The organism is Fibrella aquatica, from assembly GCF_041321135.1.
Taxonomy (GTDB): Bacteria; Bacteroidota; Bacteroidia; order Cytophagales; family Spirosomataceae; genus Fibrella; species Fibrella aquatica.
On the sequence record NZ_JBGGWF010000001.1, the window covers coordinates 388,073 to 410,781 of the forward strand.

Annotated in this window: 15 protein-coding genes; 5 read left to right on the forward strand and 10 right to left on the reverse strand. The window is 51.3% G+C overall.

Annotated features, from left to right (window positions below):
• Position 1: 1 nt before the first annotated feature.
• Together ACAW87_RS01330 and ACAW87_RS01335 are read right to left on the reverse strand one after the other, a co-directional pair.
• Positions 2-907 (reverse strand): DnaJ C-terminal domain-containing protein, encoded by a 906-nt coding sequence (locus tag ACAW87_RS01330; protein ID WP_370721341.1) that lies wholly within the window; start codon positions 905-907, stop codon positions 2-4.
• Between the two features lie 145 nt (positions 908-1,052).
• Positions 1,053-1,631, reverse strand: coding sequence for an RNA polymerase sigma factor (locus tag ACAW87_RS01335; protein ID WP_370721342.1), 579 nt, complete (start codon positions 1,629-1,631; stop codon positions 1,053-1,055).
• 337 nt (positions 1,632-1,968) lie between these two features.
• Between ACAW87_RS01335 and ACAW87_RS01340 the strand changes: the two genes are divergently transcribed.
• Positions 1,969-6,222 (forward strand): hybrid sensor histidine kinase/response regulator transcription factor, encoded by a 4,254-nt coding sequence (locus ACAW87_RS01340; protein WP_370721343.1) that lies wholly within the window; start codon positions 1,969-1,971, stop codon positions 6,220-6,222.
• A gap of 58 nt (positions 6,223-6,280) precedes the next feature.
• Here ACAW87_RS01340 and ACAW87_RS01345 read toward each other — a convergent pair whose 3' ends face one another.
• The 4 genes from ACAW87_RS01345 to ACAW87_RS01360 form a co-directional block, all read right to left on the reverse strand.
• The gene (locus tag ACAW87_RS01345) at positions 6,281-6,877 is read right to left on the reverse strand and encodes a 3-keto-disaccharide hydrolase (RefSeq protein ID WP_370721344.1); all 597 of its coding nucleotides are present in this window, start codon (positions 6,875-6,877) and stop codon (positions 6,281-6,283) included.
• A gap of 48 nt (positions 6,878-6,925) precedes the next feature.
• Positions 6,926-12,022, reverse strand: a complete 5,097-nt coding sequence (locus tag ACAW87_RS01350) for a hypothetical protein (protein WP_370721345.1) — start codon at positions 12,020-12,022, stop codon at positions 6,926-6,928.
• Positions 12,023-12,069: 47 nt separating this feature from the next.
• Positions 12,070-12,906, reverse strand: coding sequence for a 50S ribosomal protein L11 methyltransferase (gene prmA / locus ACAW87_RS01355; protein ID WP_370721346.1), 837 nt, complete (start codon positions 12,904-12,906; stop codon positions 12,070-12,072).
• Between the two features lie 72 nt (positions 12,907-12,978).
• Entirely contained in the window at positions 12,979-13,572 is a 594-nt protein-coding gene (locus ACAW87_RS01360; RefSeq protein WP_370721347.1) for a YdeI/OmpD-associated family protein, read from the reverse strand.
• Between the two features lie 48 nt (positions 13,573-13,620).
• On the opposite strand from ACAW87_RS01360, the gene ACAW87_RS01365 reads away from it, so the two are divergent.
• A complete protein-coding gene (locus ACAW87_RS01365; RefSeq protein ID WP_370721348.1) occupies positions 13,621-15,123 on the forward strand; it encodes a lipopolysaccharide biosynthesis protein in 1,503 nt (500 codons plus the stop codon).
• On the opposite strand, the gene ACAW87_RS01370 is transcribed toward ACAW87_RS01365, so the two are convergent.
• The 4 genes from ACAW87_RS01370 to ACAW87_RS01385 form a co-directional block, all read right to left on the reverse strand.
• Complete coding sequence (locus ACAW87_RS01370; RefSeq protein WP_370721349.1) at positions 15,079-16,269, reverse strand: putative sugar nucleotidyl transferase; 1,191 nt, start codon at positions 16,267-16,269, stop codon at positions 15,079-15,081. The genes ACAW87_RS01365 and ACAW87_RS01370 overlap by 45 nt on opposite strands.
• A gap of 195 nt (positions 16,270-16,464) precedes the next feature.
• On the reverse strand, positions 16,465-17,109 hold the full coding sequence (locus ACAW87_RS01375) for an alpha/beta hydrolase (RefSeq protein WP_370721350.1): 645 nt from the start codon (positions 17,107-17,109) through the stop codon (positions 16,465-16,467).
• Positions 17,110-17,247: 138 nt separating this feature from the next.
• Positions 17,248-17,847 (reverse strand): cytochrome c oxidase subunit 3, encoded by a 600-nt coding sequence (locus ACAW87_RS01380; RefSeq protein WP_370721351.1) that lies wholly within the window; start codon positions 17,845-17,847, stop codon positions 17,248-17,250.
• A gap of 141 nt (positions 17,848-17,988) precedes the next feature.
• The gene (locus ACAW87_RS01385; protein WP_370721352.1) at positions 17,989-18,801 is read right to left on the reverse strand and encodes a 4-(cytidine 5'-diphospho)-2-C-methyl-D-erythritol kinase; all 813 of its coding nucleotides are present in this window, start codon (positions 18,799-18,801) and stop codon (positions 17,989-17,991) included.
• A 78-nt stretch (positions 18,802-18,879) separates the two neighbouring features.
• Between ACAW87_RS01385 and ACAW87_RS01390 the strand changes: the two genes are divergently transcribed.
• The 3 genes from ACAW87_RS01390 (at position 18,880) to ACAW87_RS01400 (ending at position 22,647) form a co-directional block, all read left to right on the forward strand.
• Positions 18,880-19,491: a HupE/UreJ family protein gene (locus ACAW87_RS01390; protein ID WP_370721353.1), complete on the forward strand. Its 612-nt coding sequence runs from the start codon at positions 18,880-18,882 to the stop codon at positions 19,489-19,491.
• 54 nt (positions 19,492-19,545) lie between these two features.
• Entirely contained in the window at positions 19,546-20,130 is a 585-nt protein-coding gene (locus ACAW87_RS01395; RefSeq protein ID WP_370721354.1) for a Uma2 family endonuclease, read from the forward strand.
• 102 nt (positions 20,131-20,232) lie between these two features.
• Entirely contained in the window at positions 20,233-22,647 is a 2,415-nt protein-coding gene (locus ACAW87_RS01400) for a M1 family metallopeptidase (RefSeq protein ID WP_370721355.1), read from the forward strand.
• Positions 22,648-22,709 lie beyond the last annotated feature (62 nt).

The following is a 22,709-nucleotide window of genomic DNA, read 5'->3' on the forward strand; positions in this document are numbered from 1 at the left end:
ATCAGCGGGTAAGTGCTTCGCGAATCAGCTCTTTTTGTGAATCGGTCAGGTTGGTTGGTAATTTAACCTGCCACTGCACGTAAAGGTCGCCGAAGGTAGATTCCAGGCGGTAGAGCGGGAATCCTTTTCCTTTAAGACGTACTTTCGTTCCGGGCTGGGTTTCTGGCTTTACGGCCACCTTCACTTGACCCGCAAGCGTTTCTACAATCTGATCACCTCCCAACAAAGCAGTTATCAGATCAATCTCTTCCGTAACAACGAGGTCGTCTCCCTGCCGTTTATAACGGGGATCATCGTCTACCGAGAAGGTGATATACAGATCGCCGTTTGGCCCACCATTGATGCCCGGTGCCCCATAACCTGAAAGCTTTATCTTCTGGCCATTTTCAACACCGGCATAGATGGTGATATTAATGCTTTTACCGTTTACCGTGAGTGGTTGCTTATGCGTCGTGTAGGCTTCGCGAAGACTTAGGCGTAGTTCAGCCTGGTAATCCTGCCCGCGATACATGGCTTGTTGGCGGCTGCTTTGTGGACCACTATCAGAGCCAAACATCGATGAAAAGAAATCGGAAAAACTATCGTCGCCGAATCCGCCCGCTGAGTAGCTCCCGCCCGTACGCTGCCGGGTATCGCTGTATTGGGTACGTTGTTGCCGCTGGGCTTGTTCGAACTGATCGGCATGTTGCCAGTCTTTTCCGTACTGATCGTATTTTTTGCGTTTTCCCGAATCGCTCAGCACCTCATTGGCCTCGTTGAGTTGCTGGAATTTTTTGCTGGCCTCCGCATCATCCGGATTCAGATCAGGGTGTAGCTCGCGGGCTAGTTTACGGTATGCTTTCTTTATTTCTTCTTCGGTAGCTGTTTTCGGAACCCCCAACACCTTGTAATAATCGATGTAGTCCATAATATAGTAGGTCGTTGACTGGTCGTTACGTTGCGTAGCCACTCTGCAAACGCAAACAACCCGGTTTAGGTTACCGGGCTGTTGTGACACCTTACAAAATTACGGCTCAGACGCTTGTTGGTCATCTTCCTTTTACAGCAACCCACTAGTGGTAGTCTTCTTCGGCCTGCAGTTGCTTATATATGTTTCCTGCCAGTTCCCGCGCCCTTTTTATTCGCATTTTTACCGCGCTGGGCGTCAGCCCCTGCCGAATAGCAATGTCATTGATCGAGGCTCCATCCTTGTATTTGCTGTAGAGCAGTTCGCGCTGCATGATTGGTAACTGATTCAGCATGCGCTCATAGGTATAGTTGCATTGCTCCTCGTTGATCAGTGTCCAGCTTGGGCCGTAGGCTAGTTCGAGTTCGTAGCTACACCAAACAGCCTGTTCGCGTTTTTTCTTGCGTATCTGGTCCAGGCAATAGTTGGCCGCAATAGAGCGGAGCCAGGTAGTAAACTGAGCTTCTCCCCGGTAACTGCTGAGCTTTTGCATCAGCCGTAGAAAAATTTCCTGTACAAAATCTTCCGATTCATCCGCATCGCCGGTGTAGGACAAACAGGTTTGGTACACGCGCTGACGATGGCGGGAGTAGAGCAAACTAAAATAACGATGGTCTTCTGTATGAAGATATCGTCTGACCAAGTCCTGGTCGGTTAGAGAAACGTTCAGTAATACGGTGGCCATGCAATGATTAAATTAGGCTGTTATCTTAACGTGGTATATAAGCTAGATTGAATTTATAGGTAATTATCCATGACATTTTTCCGAATATGGAAGTAGCCCTCATACTCCCCACCAAACTGAGGGAATTTCTTTGGGTAATTGAAGGAAAGAGCGTACTTTAAAGCCACAGTAATTATTGCCTGAATCAAAGTACGCTAGGTACAGCATTCCCATTTTGGCCAATAGTAGCCCCTAAATGGCCAAAATAAAGACTAACTTACTGAAGTGAGTATTTATACATAACTATTATACTGTTTTTGTGGATTGCCTCCGTATTTGTCTTCGTTACTGTTTGCTGATGAGCATTGGGCTAACTCGCATTGCCAGCAGTCTGGCTGGTAATGAACCAGTGTTCCCGAAAGCGCGGTCAACAGATCCGCCCTACATTGTTCAGGTGCGGCACTTCTCGGTTGAGCAGGGGCTTCCCAATCGGTCGGTAACCGGAATGGGTCAGGATGGGCAGGGGTTTGTCTGGATCGGCACACTCGATAACGCGTATCGATTCGACGGTAATCGGTTTATGCCATTGCCTGCCAAGGTGATTGCCGCCCGGCGGCAGACACCCGTTTATGTAGACAATATAAGTGCTGACCAGTCTGGTAATCTGTGGTTTTTTAAAGGTCGTTCAGAACTTGACCAATGGCTTGAGCGGTGGAATGCGGACGACCAAAAAGTAACCACTTTTCCTGTTCGCTTCGAAGCGAGCACGCCTAAAGAGCACTTATATCCTGTTGAGGCAGTTGGACATCGTGGGTCGATTATCAGCAAATCGGTAAATTCATTGCTCGTTGTACAGGGTACAAGCCGCATATACCGGCATGCTGCTCCCGGAAGGCTACAAGCGATCTACATCGCGCCCCAATCGCTTTTAATTCAAAAGGTCTGCTCAACGGCGAAAGGAACCTTGTTACTTACCCTGAGTAACAGCACCCAAACGCAGTATTCGTTGCTCGAGATCGATTCGCTGGGCAGGCAGTTACAACAACAGGCGTTACCTAAATACCTGAAAGCGATCGGAACAGATGCGCAGGGAAACATCTATTTACACCATGTTGTATTAAGTTCAGACAAGCCGCAACAGGCGCCTGCGCTGACTCCAAACCAGCTTAAAAACTATTTATACCGCCTGGCGCCTGATGGGCATTTGGCCGAGATGCCCATCAATTTTGACCGTAGCCCCTTTCCACAATTCGCCAACCAGAACGGCCGGGTATATGCTATTACTGATGATGAAATTTTCTATGATGCCTACCACGATCTGTTCTGGTATCGGGGCAAAGGAACGCTGTTTGCCTGGCACCCGGCGCGGGGTGTCGTGTTTGATTTAGCTACGTCGGGGTTTTCCGCAACGCAAGCACCCGTTTTAGAGCACATGATGGTGGATCGTACTGGTGGAATTTGGATAAATTCGAATAATGGTGTGTTGTTGCTAACCCTAACGCCAAACCGCTTTTCCCGATACCTTTATCAGTCGCCTAATACCCGCGATTTTGCGGATGTAGCTACCCGCGGATTAATACAGGTCGGTAATAGGCTATGGGCTAATGCCGCGGGCAGTTGGCTTGTTAATCTGAACACAGGTGCTCATGAAGTAGCGATGCCAGCACAAACGATTCGAAAAGCAAATCTATTTTATCATCAGCCTGTGGCACCGGCGCCGGGAGGGTCCATATGGAGTGCTCTTGACGTAATTGCACGCATTGACCCAGTCAAAAAAACTATAGTGCAATACCCCTTGCGCACAGGAAATAACATGTGCTGGTCGATTAAACCCGATGGGCGGCAAAACCTATGGCTTGGCTACAACGAGGGAATCAGTTATTTCGATGTTGCCAAACGGCGTAATATTCCGTTTACGCGATACAACAAATGGCCGGAATTGGCCGAAAATCGTATCAATGGCTTCTTCTTCGATAAGCAGGTTAATGGTTTTTGGGTCGCATCAACGTCGGGTTTATATGTGCTGGATACACTGCGTGGCATTGTTGACGGGTACAACGTAGAACAGACCGGCCCGAAATACCTGCCGTTCAACCATATTGCCTACATTCATATCGATCCCGATCAGCCGGGTCTTTACTGGCTGGCGACGCGTGGTGGTGGGCTTATTCGTTGGGAGCGGGCCACCGGGCGCTATCGGCAGTTTACGCAGGCCGATGGGCTATTGAACAAAACGCTCTATTGCCTCTACACCGATCACCCGGACCCCGCTAAACGGCGCGATAAAGATCGGCTGTGGATGACAACCGATTATGGCCTGGTCAGTTTCAATAAAAAGACCGGGCGTTTTCAGACGTACCTGCCCAAAGATGGTATCACCCACGAAGAATTCAACTTTACGTCTCATTATCAGGCTTCCGATGGGCGGTTGTATCTGGGTGGGTTGAACGGGATAACTGCTTTTTGGCCTAACCAGATTCAGGAGACTACGGCCACGAAGGCGCCACTGGTGGTGACGGGGTTTCAGCAACTCGACGGCAACACGGGTATCATGGGTAATCATACGGCCGAGTACATACTTGGGCAACCCATCCACATCGAATCGTCGAGCCGGGCATTTATGTTGTCATTTACCCTGCTAGACTACCGTTTTCTTGGTCAAACGCAGCTTTGGTACCGAATTAAAGGATGGCAGAATGCGTGGTCTATGCAACGAGAGACTGATCTGCGTGTCAACGGATTGCCGCCGGGTGCCTACGAACTGGAGGTGCGGATGCAAAATTTAAACGGGCATTGGATTTCCAATGTACGCTCCATCTCGTTGGTTGTTGAACCACCGATTTATCAGCGTCTATGGTTTGTGTTCTTGTGTTTGTTAACCATTGTTGGTGTTACGGTAGCCATTTTCCGCTGGCGCAATCGGCGGTTGCTCAACGAGACTATCCGGCTCGAAGCCGAAGTGTCGCACCGAACAGCCCAAATTGAGCAGGATAAATCGATTATTGAACAGCAGGCGGCCGAACTCAGGGAGAACGCAACGCTTAAATCCCGTTTCTTTGCCAATGTTACTCATGAATTCCGTACGCCGTTGACCCTGCTGCTGGGGCCACTAACGTACCTGATGAAGCGCGATGTAGATGGCGCAACGTACCGGATGTTGGCAACTATGGAACGCAATGCCCGGCAGCTTCAGGAACTGGTTAACGACCTGCTTGGATTGGGCAAGCTGGAAGCGGGTCAACTTCAACTCGATTCCCAACCAGCTAATCTGATTACTGTGGTGAACAGAACGGTTGCTGCTTTCGCTACTCAAGCCAGTTTTGCCGGTATTAAGCTCGATACCCTGAACTTCGATCAACCTGTTTGTATGCTGATCGATGTACCTAAACTGGAAACGGTGCTCCGTAACCTGATCGCCAATGCACTACGGTTTACACCGGCCGGAGGCAGCATAACCATTATGTTGGGTAATGAGGCCGATCTGGTTCGTTTGTCGGTGAAAGATACAGGGCGGGGCATTCATCCCGACGATCTTCCGCACGTGATGGAGCGGTATTATCAATCGGGAAAATCGAACGTACCGTTGCAGGGAGGAACGGGAATTGGTTTGGCCATCTGCCATGAATATTGCCAGTTGTGGCAGGGGCAGTTAACCATCGATAGCGAGTTGGGCAGGGGATGCACCATTACGCTTACCTATCCTAAAGTAGCTATGGATATAGCACTGCCTGATGAAGAGCTACAGCCCGAAAGTAGCCCTGGCAACGAACGGGAATTTTTGGTGCCAACAACGGAAGGCGCTGGTCGGGAACTGATACTGATCGTGGAAGATAACCCGGATATGGCTACTTATATTCAGGTATTACTGGCTCCCCACTATGCCTGCCACTGGTGTCGTAATGGGTTCGATGCCCTGAACTGGTTAAGTGAACAAGCCAGCCATTCGCTACCGCACCTAATACTGACCGATATGATGATGCCCGAAATGGACGGCCTCGCGTTGCTACAGATGATTCGTAAACAGTCGGCCCTTCGGCCTATTCCGGTCATTATGCTCACTGCCCGGTTCAATCAGGAGGTGCGGTTGCAGGCTTTGAAGCTGGGCGTAGCTGATTACCTGACAAAACCGTTCGATGAAGATGAACTGCTGGTACGTATTCAGAATTTGCTAGACCGGGCGCGTGAACGTGCTTTCTGGGGAACGACAGTCCCCGACGAGCCAGAGGATGAAGAGTCGACGGGAAAAAATAATCCGTTTCCCAACGATAACTGGATTCAGGATATTCAGGCACTAGTAGTTGCCAAACTAACGGACAGCCGCTTTCAGGTGACTGACTTGGCCGAGGCTACCAACATGAGCCAACGTCAGTTCTACCGGCGTTTGAAAACGCTTACCGGCTTATCGCCTATTCAGTTTGTGCAGGAAGTACGTCTTCAAACCGCCTACGAGTGGATCGAAGAAGACCGCTACAAGACAGTGAAAGAAGTGGCGTACCGGGTTGGTTTTCAAAAAGTGTCTTACTTCTCCCGGCTCTACCAGCAACGTTTCGGTGTTCACCCGAGCCTTCGTATCAACGAGCAGACAGAGGCGCATCAGGTGGTCATTAAGTAGTCATTCATTGTTTTTACTATAAATGACTACTTGATGACACCGTAGGTAAATGACGTTCCTATAACTCCTTCAGCACCAGTTTCCGCCAGCGCACTTTAATGCCGCCGCCGTCGTGAATCTGAAGGGCAATGGAACCCTTGGCCGCGCCGATTTTGGCATCGTGCAGATCAACCATTGGCTTTCCGTTCAGGTACGTTTGCACATGGTCGCCTTCTACGCGCATACGGAGTGTGTTCCACCCGCCAGGTTTCAGAATAGTTTCTTTTTCGGGCGGAATCTGCTCCAGCCAGCCACGGCCATACGATTCATAAATACCGCCAGTGTCGTGATCTTTGGGAGCCACTTCAACCTGCCAGCCGCTGATTTTAGTGCCTTCGATAGAGGAGCGAAAAAAGACGCCGCTATTGCCATTTGCTTCCTGCTTGAACTGGACCGATAGATCAAAATCGGTATACGTTTGCTCGGTAGCCAGGTAGCCATACTGCTTGTCGGGGCCACTTTCGCAGATCAATTCGCCGTTATCAACATACCATTTTTCGGTGCCGTATATTTTCCAGCCGGTCAGGTCTTTACCGTTAAAGAGGGCCACTTTTTTGGCAGGAGCCAGAGCCAGAAACGAACTTGCAACGAGGCACGTAAGCAGAAATCGGAGCATGAAGTGAGTTGTTTTTATAAATAAAACAGAAACACCGGAAGGGCCTACTCAAAAGCCTTCTTTTTCGTCTTCTTTGTCTTTTTTAGGCTCTTTCTTCACCGGTTCTTTCTTGGCTACAACCGGTGCTTTTTTAGTGGTGTCGGTGGCCGCCGCTTTTCCTTTTACCACGGGTGTCTTTGCTGTAGCGCGGACAGGCTCGGCTTTAGTCGGTTTGGCGTTACTTTTTGCTGGTTTAGCCGCCGGAGCCGATTCATCGGCACCACCAAAACCATCGGCTTCGCTGGCAACCGTTGTTTCTGCCGCTATGGGCTTGGCAGCGGGTTTCGCTTTTGGCTTCGCTACCGGTTTTGCCCGGACGCGATATTGTGCTTCGTAACGTTCCAGAAAGAGGGCTTTCTCGTCTTCGGTGGCGGGTACAATTACCAGTGGCGATTTGCTTTTGCTGTTGTTGGTCAGGGCCGTCAGCTTGTCGTTGGTTTCCTGATCCGAGGTGATAATAGCCAGTTGGCCACCGCCGTTTCCGGTGGGGTGGTAATCGTAAAAAGCCCATACGTCGTCAGAGGCTGCCACGTACAAGGTGAGCTCATCGCCATTGCCGTTTTTCCTGATCTCGACGTGGCCATCCATCTGAGCGTTGATATCTACGTTTTGCAGGTTCGATACGCCCAGCTTACCAATGCTGTAGAAGGCGTTGAACTTCTCAGACCACCGTAGGTTGGTATTCGATAAAACCAGGGCCGAGTTTAGTTTGGGCGAGGCCAGTGCCAGCGATACATGCTGATTCTGCGCCTTGTTCCGGTAATCGTCTACCGCTTTCTGACCAATCAACGGCAGTAATTTGTCGGAGAGCCGGTTAAGATCATCATCGGCCGCATCGCTGTTTTGTTCTTCCAGGTTGCCTTCTACCAGCTTACCGGCAATGGCAGCGTTGATTTGTTCGGGAACGGCAAAGGTCAGGGCCAGTAACGAATTGATTCGGTACGTAGCACTGTCGACGTTGACGCGGGCCGAGCCACTGGCCAGCAGGTACGTGTTGGGCTTACTGCTCATCAGGTTCATGGCACCCCGGAAGGTCATGATACCCTTGTCGTCGTTGAACAGGAAATTGCTTTCGAAATCGTCGTTCAGGCCTTCGGTGCCTACTTTAGGGCCGATGACGAAAGTCTTCTCTTTTTCGTCATAGCGCATCACGCCGGTTGCCCGAAAAACATCGTCGTCGCGGTTATCTTCTTTAGGCGATAAAAAAGCGGGATAAATGCCGGGGCTTCCGAATCGACTCTGAATACCAGCTACCAGCACCTGATCGCCTTCATTTTTGAGTTTATCGTCAACCGGAATGTCAATTGTTTCTACCACGTTGGCTTTGAATGGAATCCAGCCGCTGATCAGGTCGAGGCGCTTTTTCAGGAGCGGTTTCACAAACCCGTCCAGTCCCAGGTCTTTTTCAGGAGCCTTCATCTGAATGCCGCCTTTGAACTGCATTTTCGAGGTAAGCATCAGCTTGTCGTTTTCGTCAATGTCGGCGCGGGCTACGGTGTAGTAGGTTGTGAGGGGTTTAGCGTTGGCGGCACCGCGTTTCCGGCTAACCGATTTGCCGGGAGTAGCCGCCACTTTGTCTGCTTCCTTGAACTCAAAACTGCCCATTTTAATGGCCGAGGTATCGCCCTTGGCTTTGGCAAACAGGTACGTTGCATCGCCTGAGAAACGGGTACGCGACACAATCTGAATGTTACCATCACGCAGGCGGTGGAATCGGGAAACGGTATCCAGTTCCAGACGCGCATTTTTAAACGGCAGCATATCTCCGTTTCGGCGAATGGTGACCAGGCCCTTTTCGGGGTAAATGCGGGCATCGGCCGAGTTGATGTATGATACACCGCTGATGTTGAGGGTCATTTTTTCAACATCGTACAAACCGGCGGCGGCGTTGAAGGTCAACCCTTCCTGCTCTTCGCCGGTGGCTGTAAACGTCGACGTTTTTACATCGCCTTTCATGGCAATGGTCTTGCCTTTCATATTCCACTGCGCCCGTCCGATACTGGTTCGGTAAGCAGCATACGGAAACTCCATGCTCGAACCCAGCGTATCATCGATGGCTCGATTATCCCGGTTGATCGCCATGTCGACAAGGCCTTTTACCTGATCAAAATCAACGTCGATACCTGTGCCCAGCAATACGGGTTTAGGGGCAACGCCGCGAATATCGGCTACCGATTGAATCTTTAGTCTGGCGTTTTCGGCTTGGAATCCGTCTTTTCCGAATTTGATACTGCCCGATTCTACTTCCGAGTCGGTGCGCGTCAGCAGACCGTTGCCATACAGGCCAGTAGCCCGCACCAGGAGATTACCCTCTAGTTTGGTGGTGGCGTTGAAGAAGGTAAAGCTGTTTTTCTGGGTGTTAATCACCATACTGTCCGCTTTGGGCCACCACTTCATGCCAAAATTGGTCAGCGCTACGTTGGGATAATACGTTTGTGCAGCGGCGGCTTTGGGCACCACTTTCTGCCCTTTTTTGGGTTTCACTACCGCCACTTTCGTTGCCTGTGCTTCCACGATCTGCCCGGTTTCGCCGGTGGCAATCAGCGAATCGGGCATGAAAAGAATGTCTTTGTTGGATAGGGTAGCAGCCAGGTGAGCCAGTTCGCCAGAGGAGCGAAGACCTTTTTTGTCCATCACGAGGTCGCCCGTGAGTTTCACAATCGAAGCAGGCATGCCATACAGCGGATAACCTGCGGCCGGGGCCTTATGGGTGAAGCCCAGGGTTTGGTCGGGCATCGTTTTTAGCTCGGTCTGAAACGGCGGGAAAATGCCGTCGGAGTGGAACGTACCTACAAAGGAGATGTCGCCTTTACCCACGCTATCGTTGTCGATAGCCGGAATCTTGAAATATACCTTGCGATTATAGCGCCGGTCACCACGATCTTCCTGATCGAAGTAAACGGTCATCCCCTCGGGCATCACCAGTCGCTGTGTGGTCTTCTTGCCTTTTACTTTGCCCGATTTATTGTCGGCGGTGGCGAAGAAAACCGAGCCGGGTTTTTCGTACTTGATATCGCCGCCAATCTCGTCGTTTCGTCCCTGATCGGCCAGTTTTTGCGGCGTGAAGGTGATCGACTCGATCTTATTCATGTTGAGGGCAAACTTGTCGTAGTCGAAGGCAAGGTCAACGCCGTTATAGCGCATATTGCCCGATTTCATTTGCCCGGTAAACACCAGCGACCGGCCTTTGCCAATGCGCAGCACTTTGTTGGTTGGCATGCCAAACAACTTCAGCGAATCGCTGATGGTGAATCGATCAACACCCCGCACGGTGAGGTATTTCTCTTTGCTTCCCAGATCAATGCTGGCGTTCCGAACCGAGTCATTGCTGTTGAAATACGACTTGACCTCGAAATTATCGTAGTCGCGCTTGTCGTTATACGCCAAAATGTAGAGCGCTCCTTTCCGGCTTAGTCGCAGCATTTTAGAGCGTTCGTCCTGCTCCAGATAGCCTTCCAGCAACATACGTCCCAGCGAACCGCGAAGCGCCGACGCACTTACGTTGGGTACCGATCGAATGATGTCGTCGTCGAGGAAGGTTTGCTGTTTTGTTTTAGTGATGAAATTGCCAATGATTTGCAGGGGGTGAAAGCCGTAATCGGTGGCAATATCGGAGTAGCGCTGTGGTTGAAAATAATCGAACGACTCAAGCCGAACGGGTACTTCCCGTTTAGCCCCGATCTGATAAAATTCGACTTTTTGCCGGGGGACGTCCCACCGAACTACTTCGGGCTGGATAAAGAATTTGTGGTAGGTATCGGAAAATGGAACGCGGGCATAGCCGGTACGGTCAATACGGCCCAGCGAGGCCACCCGCGTCGTTTTGTCGAATCGGAACTGAATGGCCGGGTGGGAGAGAGAGTCGGCCACGTCGATGTAGCCGGTAAATTGGGCAATGGGAGCTGTAATCAGCGAATCGCGAAACTCGAACTTGCGGCTCAGGGCTTTAAATATGGTTTTGCCCGCCCGGTCGGCTACGGTCAGTAAAGCAGGTTGCCCATCTGCCGAAGCGCCTACCAGTTGCATACCTGCCAGGGCCAGCCCGCCTTTGTAGGTGATGCCCGAGCCAAGGCCGGGAATCACTTCGTTGTTTCGGTATGAGGCAAAGCGGGGATATTGGTCAGGTACGTTGCTGAATCGTTTTTTGCTGAGGTACTCAAATACGCCTAAAATTGGCTTGGCCCCTTTCTCCATCACCAGCGACACATCGTCGGCCGTTAGGCGGGGGTTCATCGCGATCATGCTGTAATTGGTGAGGGTAACGTACCTGTCTTCGCGACCTTGCAAAGCCCACGAGAACGTACCGCCTTTTCCAACCCAAACGCCTTCTTTCAGCATAAAATCGCCTGATGTATTGCTCACCAGGGCTGAATCACCGTTGGCTACAATGGCCAGAAATGCGTTGTTTACCGTTACTACAGCCCCGGATACTGCCGGTATAGGCTGCCGCTGAATGGGTTTGTACACCACACCAATTTCGCGGGGTTTAGTGGTATCCAGACCCACAGGAGAATCCCAACCATCGAAGTTCGACGAGGGGGCCACAACCGGGGCGTTGGCTGTCCCCGCCGTAGTGGTGTTCTCATCGGGCGAGGTAGTGCCTGCCTTGTCGATGAAGCGAAATGCGAAAGTGCCGCCTAGCAGATAAGTCTGGTTGAATTTGGCGGCGTACAAGGCTCGGTGTTGCAGAAAATCGCGGGCGGCACTCATTACCCTGGTAAAGGCCTTGGGGTCGTTTAGCGCAAATTGTTTCTCGGCAACGGTGATCAGGTTGTCAATATCGGGGGCGTTCACGGCGGGTTTTGCCGTGTACACAATGTGGTAGAACGAAGCGAGGAGTGGCGCAAAATGCGCAGCGGGCTGATACCGCTTCTGGTTCATTTGCCGGCACAACACCATCAGCCGGTCGCGTTGCGAAGGCGTTAGCGTCGATTCACTCCACAGCGATTCAAACTCTTTTTCGACCTGCAAGGCCCCCGGCCCGCCAGTGGCCATCAACTTCTGCAAATCAGGCAAAAACTGCTCGGGTTTATCCGACAGTTTCACGTTTTGTGCCTGGGCTAAAACCGGCAGCAGTAAGCAGAGTAAAAAGGCTATTCGCTTCATTTTAACTTAACTAATCGTTGTTCGTTTCACCGTCCGTAGCGTACTGTCTATTTCTGGAAAAGCACCGATGCCCATTGGTTGCGCGTTAGTTGCGTCACAACCGACAGGCCCGATTCAAGCGCTTTTTGGGTAATATCGGGTGCGTCGTTCTCGTAAAAACCACTCACCAGCAAATGACCACCGGGTTGTAAATGCGACACGTAGGCCGGAATTTCAGCCAGCAATACGTTTCTGTTAATATTGGCCAGTACCACGTCGAAGCGTTCATCGGCAGGAACACCTTCGATTGTGCCGCCTAAGACACGTACCTGAGGGCAGTGATTCAAAGCTGCATTTTCAATAGCATTTTCTACCGCCCATTCTTCAATATCGAACGCCAGGGCATCGACAGCGCCGAGTTTTACGGCCAGAATGGCCAGAATTCCCGTTCCACTACCTACGTCGAGCACCGTTTTCCCCGCCTGATCGAGCCCCAGTTGGTGCTGCATCATCATGTGCGTGGTTTCGTGGTGGCCCGTTCCGAACGACATTTTGGGGTTAATCAGCAGGTCGTAGGTAAATTGGCTGTCGGGTTCATGGAAAGACGCCCGCACCCGCACTGACGCTGCATCGGTCACTACTTCGATAGGCTGGTAATTCTGTTCCCACTCCGCATTCCAGTTCTTCTTTTCTAACGAAGTAACCACGTAGGCTATTGCGGTTTGAGCCTGATAACGAGCCACCAATTCGGTTACGGCATCGGCGTTAAAATTGGCTTCAGGTACGTAGGCGTTCAGGCCTTCGTCGGTCTCGGTAAACGATTCAAAACCAAGCTCGGCGAGTTCGGCGGTGAGGATGTCAGCAAAGTCGGGCGAAAGTGTTAGCTGTAGTTCGATGTAGTTCATACCTCAAAGGTACGGTGATGAACAGAACCAACGGCTAATGCCTCAACGGCGTAGCATGACCATGGCTCTCATCTACGTTTTCTTGACAAATTGATTGGCGCGAATATTCTGCGCCGCCAGCGTAGCTGTTTCCAGAATGCGTTTGGCGCGGGTTTCGGGCCGTTTGGCGTTCAGAATCCATTGCAGAATACCCTGCTTTGTCGATTTCGGGAAAGCAGAAAAGTTTTCTTCGGCAGGTGGCGTAGCCAGTAATGCTTCCTGCAAATCGGCTGGAATCACCACTGATTCTACTTCGTCGAGGGCGGTCCAGGTGCCGGTTTCTTTAGCCAGATCAATCATGCGCTGTCCGGCGGAGGTCATCAACCCCTGTTCAATCAAGTCGGCTACTCGGACTTTGTTAAGGCCACTCCAGTTGCTGCGCGGTTTGCGGGGACTGTAGTAAAGGAGTGATCGCTCCTCATCGAACTTGTTGGGTTTACTGTCGATCCAGCCAAAACAGAGCGCTTCCATTACGCCTTCGGCATACGTTATAGTAGGTTTGCCGGTAGCGGCTTTGTAGCTCATCAACCAAACGCCTTTCGAACGGGCGTGATTGGCCATCAGCCAGTTGCGCCACTCGGCCCGGCTGTGAATGGCAACGATCGGAATACCGTCTGTGTGAATCATGGACGTAGGTACGTTGTTTTGGCGTTAATTTACGGACTCCTTTTTTCTATGAGTTCCATACAACGCCAGACTTTACTGGGAACCGGCTTTTCCTATGCAGGAATTATCGTCGGTTTTTTAACTACCGGGCTCCTGCTTCCCAACATTCTGACAACCGATGAGAATGGGCTTATCGGTCTGTTGATGAGCTACGCCATCATTCTGACGCAGTTTGCCAATTTGGGTATCAACGGTGCAGGCGGACGTTATTTTCCGTATTTCCGAAACTACGAGCGTGGACATGGCGGCTTTTTGCTGCTGTCACTGAGTCTGTCGATAGTGGGCTTCTCGCTCGCTACCGTTGCTGTGTTCGTTTTCAAAGACCAGATTCAGGAAGCTAATCGGGCTAAGTCGGCCCTGTTCTCTGAGTATTACCTGCTGCTGTTACCGCTCACCTTTGCTACTCTGTTTTTCGGTCTCTTCGACAATTACGCCCGCCTGCTCTATGATAGTGTGACCGGTACGTTTCTGAAAGATTTTTTGCAACGATTTATATTTCTGGGCGCAGTGCTCTTCTACTGGCAGGGACTGATCAGTTTTCCTATAATGTTGGCAGGCTGGCTAAGTTCCTACCTGATTTCATTGCTCCTGATGATGGCCAGCCTGATTCGAGATGGTCATTTTACGCTATTACCCCGTCATCTTAAACTCCCGCCCGACCTGCGCTGGTCGTTGCTTCGTTATGCTGGGCTCACGCTGATGACGGGTTTATCTACACAGTTGATTCAGCATGTGGATAAAGTGCTGATAAACGATACAAAGGGCCTTTCCAGCACCGGTGTATACAGTATTAGTGCGGCGTTTGGGTCGGTCATTGCCGCACCGGCTACCATGCTGTATAAGGTATCGGGCGTGGTGATTGCTGATGCGTGGAAGGAAAACAACCTGACCAGTATCCGATCGATATACGCCAAAAGCTGCCTGAGCCAATTGGTTATCGGCAGTCTGGCTTTTGTTGGTATCGCCGCCAACCTGCCTAATATTTTCCAATTTCTAAAACCGGAATACGAGGCGGGTTACTTTGTGGTGTTGTGGCTTGGCTTCGGCAAACTTGTCGACATGTCGACGGGCGTAAATGGGCAGATTCTGGGTACGTCGCGCCGCTACGCCTGGGATTCGGTCTTCAACATTGCCATGATGGTGCTCGTGATTATTATAACGCCGGGGCTGATACGTACCTACGGCATTGAAGGCGCGGCCATCGGTGCCGTCATCGCCACAGTTTTATTCAATGCAGCCCGAACCGGATTTGTCTGGTCTGTTTTTGGGTTACAGCCGTTCACCTGGCGTAACGGTGCAGTGATTGTGCTGGCGGCCCTGGTGTGGTGGCTGGCCTCGCGACCAACGTACCTGTCGGGAAGCAAACTGCTGGTATTGATCGATATTGCGTTGCGGTCGGCGGGCATTGTGGTGCTTTATATGGGGACGTTGCTCAGCCTACGCCTGTACCCCGATCTGAACGCGTTATTAATTCGACTCTGGACTGCGCGTGGCTTCATGAATCGCCGTTAGCAGGGCTTCTTCGGTTTCACCAAACGCTAATCCACGCCGCGCCACCGTTTCGCGGGCAACGTACATCGCTTTGTCGAGGCGATAATCCGTGAAGCCTTCGGCCGCGCCCCCCCACGAAAACGACGGAATGTGTTTGGGCTGGAAACCCGCACCAAACACGTTGACATTGACGCCTACTACCGTGCCGGTATTGAACAGGGTGCTGATGCCTGCTTTGGTGAAATCACCCATCATCAGACCGCAAAACAGCCGACCGGTATCTTCTAACTGGCCCGTTGCGTAGCTGTGCAGCTTCACGTTGGTGTAATCGTTTTTCAGGTTCGAGTTGTTGACGTTCGCACCCAGATTACACCATTCGCCAATGACCGAGTTGCCCAGAAAACCGTCGTGCGCCTTGTTGCTGTAGCCAAACAAAACAGAGTTACCCAGTTCGCCACCTACTTTGCAATAGGGGCCAACGGTGGTGTTACTACGCATTTTTCCGCCCCAATTTACCGTCGAGTTATCGCAGAGGGCAAATGGACCAATCATGATTGACCCTTCGCTGATGGTGGCGTTTTTGCCGATGTAAATCGGACCCGCTTCGGCGTTCAACACGGCCGAGCGAATAGTAGCGCCTTCTTCAATAAACAGATTTTCGGCGCCGTAAACGGATGTATGCGGGTCAATTAGCGGTGCCGAGGTACGTCCGGTGGTGACTTTGGCGAAGTCGGCCCTGATCTGATCGCCGTTCAGGGCAAAGATATCGGGTAGTTGGCGAAGTATAACTGGCGTTTCGGACGTGTAGACCGGGAAAAAATCAGCAGCCGTGGGCGCTTGATCGAGCCGGTAATTCGTGCGAACGGCAATGAGTGTTTCATCAGAAGTCAATAGCGCCTGCCCGTCGGTGAGTGCCTGTATAGCCGCGACGAGGTCATCGGTTGGGCAAACCGCCCCGTTGATATAGAGATTGTCGGCCCCAGTGTTATATGGGAATATAGCCTGTAGATACGGCTCTGTCAGGTGCGAAACCGGGCTGTTTAGCCAATGCTGCCACTTTTCAGTAATTGTCCAGATACCCATCCGAACACCGGCAACCGGACGCGTAAACGTAAAAGGCAACAACGCCGCCCGACTAGTGGGCTCATCGAAAAGAATGTAATTCATAAGGGCAAAGATAGGGGCGACATTGCTTTCTACGATTCACTAACCACTGACCATTAATTGATTGGCTGAGTGTTGGTTTCATGGCCGTTGGTTGATTTGTAGGGGCAACCCATCGTGGTTGCCCGATCTCGGACCGTCATGGCCGCCTGTAGCTGGGTACGTTACAATCGATGCCTAACATGCCTCAACAATCTATTACGAGTCTAGTACTTGTTGGAGGATCAATGAAATAGCAGGCGCACACTCAAGTGTCATCAGGTGTCCACCACCAATAACTGGAACCGAACTTCGTATAAAACATATCGGCAGGACACGGTCTTCAGTTCCATGAATATGAAAGACGTTATTGGGAAATGCCACGTTTCGCCACGTTACAATGGCATTAATGGCCCATTTCAGAAAAATGGGATCGGTATCATGTAGAATGTCGCTAAGTAGTTCTTTGTTGCTATTCGTTTTTACGCCGAATAGCCAGTAAATGAGTCGATTAGTCTCAGTTAATAACCTAGCAGGTAGTAACTTATGAAGGTGCAACGCTCCTGCAAGTCGGAAGTAAACTGGGATTTCGCTACGTGTTTTGGCTGAAGCCAGGAGTACTACACGTTCTGAAGGAATAAGTTTAGCTACTTCGACTGCCAGCATGCCGCCAAAAGAGAGTCCAATTAATGTCGGATTTGGGGTTGTAATCTGATTGGTTAGCCGGCGAGCATATTGCTCCATTGATTCGTTCCTGAATGGCTGAATCCAGCGAATATGTGTTACGGAAAAGCCTGTCAGTTGAAGAGGGGCAAAAGCTCGATGGTCGGCTCCTAACCCGCTGAATAGGTATATGTTCTTCATTACTTTGTACGCAACAGTCAGATACGAGGATCTCTCTATGGGCGGTCGCTGATGCGCCCGAAAGCGGGCGGCCACAACCGATTCGGCGAGGGGCCGCCCCTACACATCAACCGACGGTTATCACATTAACCAATACAATTACAACCGCCAGTCGACGCGGTGGTGGAAGAGCAGGAAGACGAACAGAACGATCCACAGTACATCAACGAAATGCCAGTAAAGCGTGATGAGTCTGATTTTTAGCTGATTTGGTGGGTTGACGCTGTATACGAACGACTCTACGTAGGCCTTCCGCCGAAGGGCCTCAAGTAGCGTGATAGCAATGAAAATCAGTCCGATCAGGATATGTAACAGGTGAAGCCCCGAAATGATGAAGATGAATCCACCGGCGGGGTTTCCTTCCAGCCCAACGCCCGATCGAATCATTTGCCGCCAGCCCCATGCCTGCAACAGAATGAACAACGTACCCAGCGCCAGCGTGGTGGCCATGTTGATGCGATATACCGAGAACTGTTCGTGTTTAAACGCCCGATTGGCATTGTGCAGCGTAAGGCTACTCAGCAGAATCACCAGTGTGCTCATTACAAACACGTTGGGCAAGGCCACGTCTGACCAGCCAGGGCCGGTTTGCCGAACAATATAAATGCCCAGCAAGACGGTGAACAGCAATACGCTGCCCCCAATACCTAACCAGACCATAAACCGGAACGGCTCCCGCCGCTTTGTCAGTCGACTCATCTTTTTGTCAATGAGTGAATGAGTGCATGAGCGACGGTCCGACGTATCGGTGAGTGAATAGGCGCTGCTTGTTAAAACCACTTTATCCAATGCAGCGCCTATTCACTCACCGATACGTCGGACCGTCGCTCATGCACTCATTCACAATTTGTCTTTCCAGACTGTGTAACGCGAAAAATGTGGACTTTTCTCCGGTGGTGCCGAAAAAATGCCGTAGACCGTTGATCCGCTTCCGCTCATGCTGGCATAAACGGCTCCATCGTCGTACAAACGCTGTTTTATGTCGGCCAGTAGGGGATATTTTGGGAATAGGCTGTCTTCAAAATCGTTGTGCACCGTGTTGCGCCACGCGTCAATTGGCGCTTCCAATAGTGTTCTCAGAGGGACCTCTGGCTGATGAGGTGTTACGCCCGAATAGGCTTCGGCGGTTGAAATGGCCAAATTCGGGTAAACGAGCAGGATATGATACCCCGACAGGTCGAGCGCGATTTCCTCGAAAACATCTCCCTTCTCTACGCAGTATTGCGGTCGGTTCTGAACGAAGAAGGCGCAGTCGCTACCCAGTTTCCGGGCGTACGCTTCCCGTTGATCTACAGAGAGGTTCAGGTTGAACTGCGTGTTGAGCAAATTGATCGTTGCCGCCGCATCGGCCGAGCCACCACCCAAACCCGCGCCAATGGGCACCACCTTGTGCAGATGCATCTGAACGGGCGGCAACTCGTGATCGGCACGCAACAATTCGTAGGCGCGTACGCACAGGTTGGCGCCGGGTCTGGATTCGCCGGGAATGGGTAAGCCACTGGTGCTGAAGCCGAAAGCCGGGGCCGGAATAATTTCGAGGGCGTCTGACCAGCCAACGGGGTAAAATGCCGAGAGCAGGTTATGGAATCCGTCGGGCCGTCGATCGGTCAGTTGCAGCCCAATATTGATTTTGCAGGCAGGAAAGGCAATCATAGGGGCGAAGGTAAGGCAGAAACAACGCTCTTTGTGCGGCAATTTGGTCGCTTGCGTTCGGCGTATACCTTTGCCATTATGAGCGACTTCTTTATCTACCTCCGGCTAGGTTTTGATCACATTACCGACCCCAGCGGCTACGACCATATTCTGTTCGTGATTGCGCTTTGCGCCGTGTACACGCTGAGTCAGTGGCGGCAGGTGCTGATTCTGATTACGGCGTTCACCCTTGGCCATTCCATCACCCTCGCGCTGGCTACGCTGAACCTGATCACCTACAGCACCGAAGTGATTGAATTACTCATTCCGATTACGATATTAGCTACCGCACTGGCCAATTTTTTCTACCAGGAACCTAAATCCAGGCTGTTGTCGCCAACGGCGCGTAAAGAGAAACGACCCTGGCGTTACGCATTGGCGTTGGCTTTCGGGCTCATTCACGGGATGGGTTTTTCCAACTACCTGCGTAGTTTGCTGGGCCGCGAAGCCGATATCGTAACCCCCTTGTTATCATTCAACATTGGTCTTGAAATCGGTCAACTGCTGATCGTAAGCTTCATGCTACTGATAACGTACCTGATGCTGACCATCGCTCAAATCAACCGTCTCCGCTGGACCCTGATCGTGTCGGGCATTGTAGCCGGTATGGCCATTTCGCTGATCATTGCCAACCCCCTCATGGCGAAGTAGTTGGTGCTATTTTGAAAAAATTTGTTATACTTGAGTATAGTAATCTGCTCGACCATGATATTACCATTAAATCCCGTCCTCAACAAGGATGAGCGACTAAGCGACGACGAGTTTTTTGCGTTTTGCCAGGCCAATCCAAGTCTGCGCATCGAACGTGAAGAAACTGGCCAAATTATTTTTGAAATGCCCACCGGAATAAATACAAGCATTACCAATTCAGCCTTAAATGGTGAAGTTTATCTTTGGAACCGCCAGCACAAACTCGGTTTTACGACCGACTCAAATGGCGGTTTCACGCTACCCGACAATTCGGTACGTGCCCCGGATGTTGCCTGGATCAGTCGTGAGCGATGGGCGTTGGTACCGGAGTCAGACAGAGATAAGTTTGCTCATGTTTGTCCCGATTTTGTGATCGAGCTAATGTCAGATACCGACGAGAAATACACCTTACCTGCCAAGATGGAAAAGTATTTGCAAAATGGCGTTCGGCTTGGCTGGCAAATCGATCCCTTCACTGAACAGACCACCGTTTACCGGCCCGATCAGCAGCCGGAGGTTGTGCCTTTTTGTGAAGTTCTTTCCGGTGGAGACGTATTACCCAATTTTTTACTTCGATTAAGCGATTTGGCCAACAATTAATTGGGCTTTTTTCATTTGTGATGAGCGGTTAGCGTGTTTAGACATACGTTAACCGCTTTTTCTGTATTTTTAAGGCTGTATTTCATGAACAAACCTACTTCTATGCGACACACTATCGGGTCGGTACTGGCTATCGCCCTGGCGCTTCTGATTGGCGAACGGGCTATGGCTCAATCAGCTCCGTCAAGTTTCAGTGCCAACGACAAGTTTGAGCAGCTTGGCTCAGCACTGCCCACGCCCAACACCTTTCGGACCGCCGCCGGGTCGCCGGGTAAAGATTACTTTCAGAACCGGGCCGATTACGATATCAAAGTCACGCTCGACGATGCCCAGCAAAAAATCATCGGCACCGAAACGGTAACCTACTTCAACAACTCGACCGACGAACTGCGCTACATCTGGCTGCAACTCGATCAGAACCTGTTTGCCAAAGGATCAACCAGCAGCATCACCCGTACGGGGAGTGTACCCGAAAGCGGGATGACCTTTGCCCAACTGCAAAATCTGACCTCGGTTCGGGAGCGTAGTCAGCAGCAGGCCAGTGATAAGTTTGGCTACAAAATCACGAAAGTGACCGGAAAAACAGGTCAGGCCTTGCCCTACACGATCAATCAGACCATGATGCGGATCGACCTGCCTGTGCCGATGAAGCCAGGTACATCGTTCTCTTTCAACGTCGACTGGAATTACTTCGTCACCGAATACTACGGTCGCAGTGGCTACGAAAAATTCAAAGACGGCAACAGCAATTACTTCATTGCCCACTGGTTTCCCCGCCTTTGCGCCTATAATGATGTAAACGGCTGGCAGCACAAGCAGTTTCTGGGCACTGGCGAATTCACGCTGATCTTCGGCAACTACAAAGTAGCTATCACGGCCCCCGCCGACCACGTTGTTGGTGCCACGGGTGAGTGTTTGAACTATAAGCAGGTGTTGACGGCCACGCAGCAGAAACGCTATGCGCAGGCCGCTACCAGCAAAACGCCGGTGGTGATTGTTACTCAGGAAGAAGCAGAAGAGGCGCTAAAAGCCAAACCTGAAGACGTGAAAGGTACTAAAACCTGGGTATACAAGGCCGACAACGTGCGTGACTTCGCCTTCGCCAGCAGCCGCCGGTTTATCTGGGATGCCATGCAGACCGACGTGTATGGTGATGGTAAGAAAATCTGGAGCATGTCGTACTACGCTAAAGAGGGCAACCCACTGTGGGGGCAGTATTCGACCCGCGTGGTCGAGCACACGCTGAAATCGTATGGTAATCGCACCATCCGGTACCCGTATCCGGTCGCTATTTCGTGCCACGCTACCGCAGGCGGCGGTATGGAGTACCCGATGATTTCGTTCAATGGCGGTCGTCCCGAAGCGGATGGCACGTATTCGGAGCAGGTGAAAGCGGGTATGATTGGCGTAATCATCCACGAAGTGGGTCACAACTTCTTCCCCATGATTGTGAACTCGGACGAGCGTCAGTGGAGCTGGATGGATGAAGGTCTGAACACATTCTGCCAGTATCTGGCCGAAAAAGAGTGGGATTATAATTTTCCAAGCCGCCGGGGTGAGCCGCAATACATTGTTGATTATATGAAGTCGGATAAGGCTGTGTTGTCGCCGATCATGTCGTCATCTGATAACGTCATCAACCTCGGTGCCAACGCTTACGCCAAGCCCGCTACGGCCTTGAATATTCTGCGCGAGACTGTGATGGGCCGCGAACTGTTCGATTACGCCTTTAAAGAGTACGCTCGTCGTTGGGCCTTCAAGTCGCCTGAACCTGCCGATTTCTTCCGTACGATGGAAGATGCCTCGGGTGTTGACCTCGACTTTTTCTGGAAAGGCTGGTTCTTCGGTGTAGACGCGGTTGATCAGGATTTAGTGGAAGTAGACTGGTATCAGCCAAGCTCGCAGAACCCGGAGGTGGTGAAAGCCGAAGCCCGGGAAGCCTACAAACGCCGGATGAACACAATGTCGAAACAACGCGACGCCGCAACCCAGAAAGAAACGGTAGTAGCTCAGGACTCGACCATGATGGATTTCTACAATCGCTACGACCAGTTTGCTGTAACTGATAACGATAAGAAGAGATACCAGGATTACCTGGCCACGCTGACGCCCGATGAGCGGAAGCTGCTGGAGACAAACCAGAATTTCTATACGGTGACCTTGAAAAACCGGGGCGGTATTCCGATGCCGGTAATCATTCGTATGGAGTTTGAAGATGGTACGGATTCAATAGCCCGTCTCCCGGCCGAAATCTGGCGCTACAACACCAACCAGATCAACAAGGTGTTTGCTACGAGCAAGAAGGTAACCCAGTGGACGCTCGACCCGTATCAGGAAATTGCTGACATCGATACCGAGAACAACGCATTCCCACGGGTGTCTAAGCCAACTCGCCTGCAACTGTTCAAGCAACGCCCCGGCGGTTTCGGTCCCGGTGGCCAGAACCCAAACCCCATGCAGCAGCAACGGCAGGGTGTACCTGCCCCTGCTCAACAGGGTAGTGGTCAGCGGCGCTAGGTACGTTATACCCATAAAAAAAGGTCCCCCGACAAACTGCCGGAGGACCTTTTTTTGTTTCT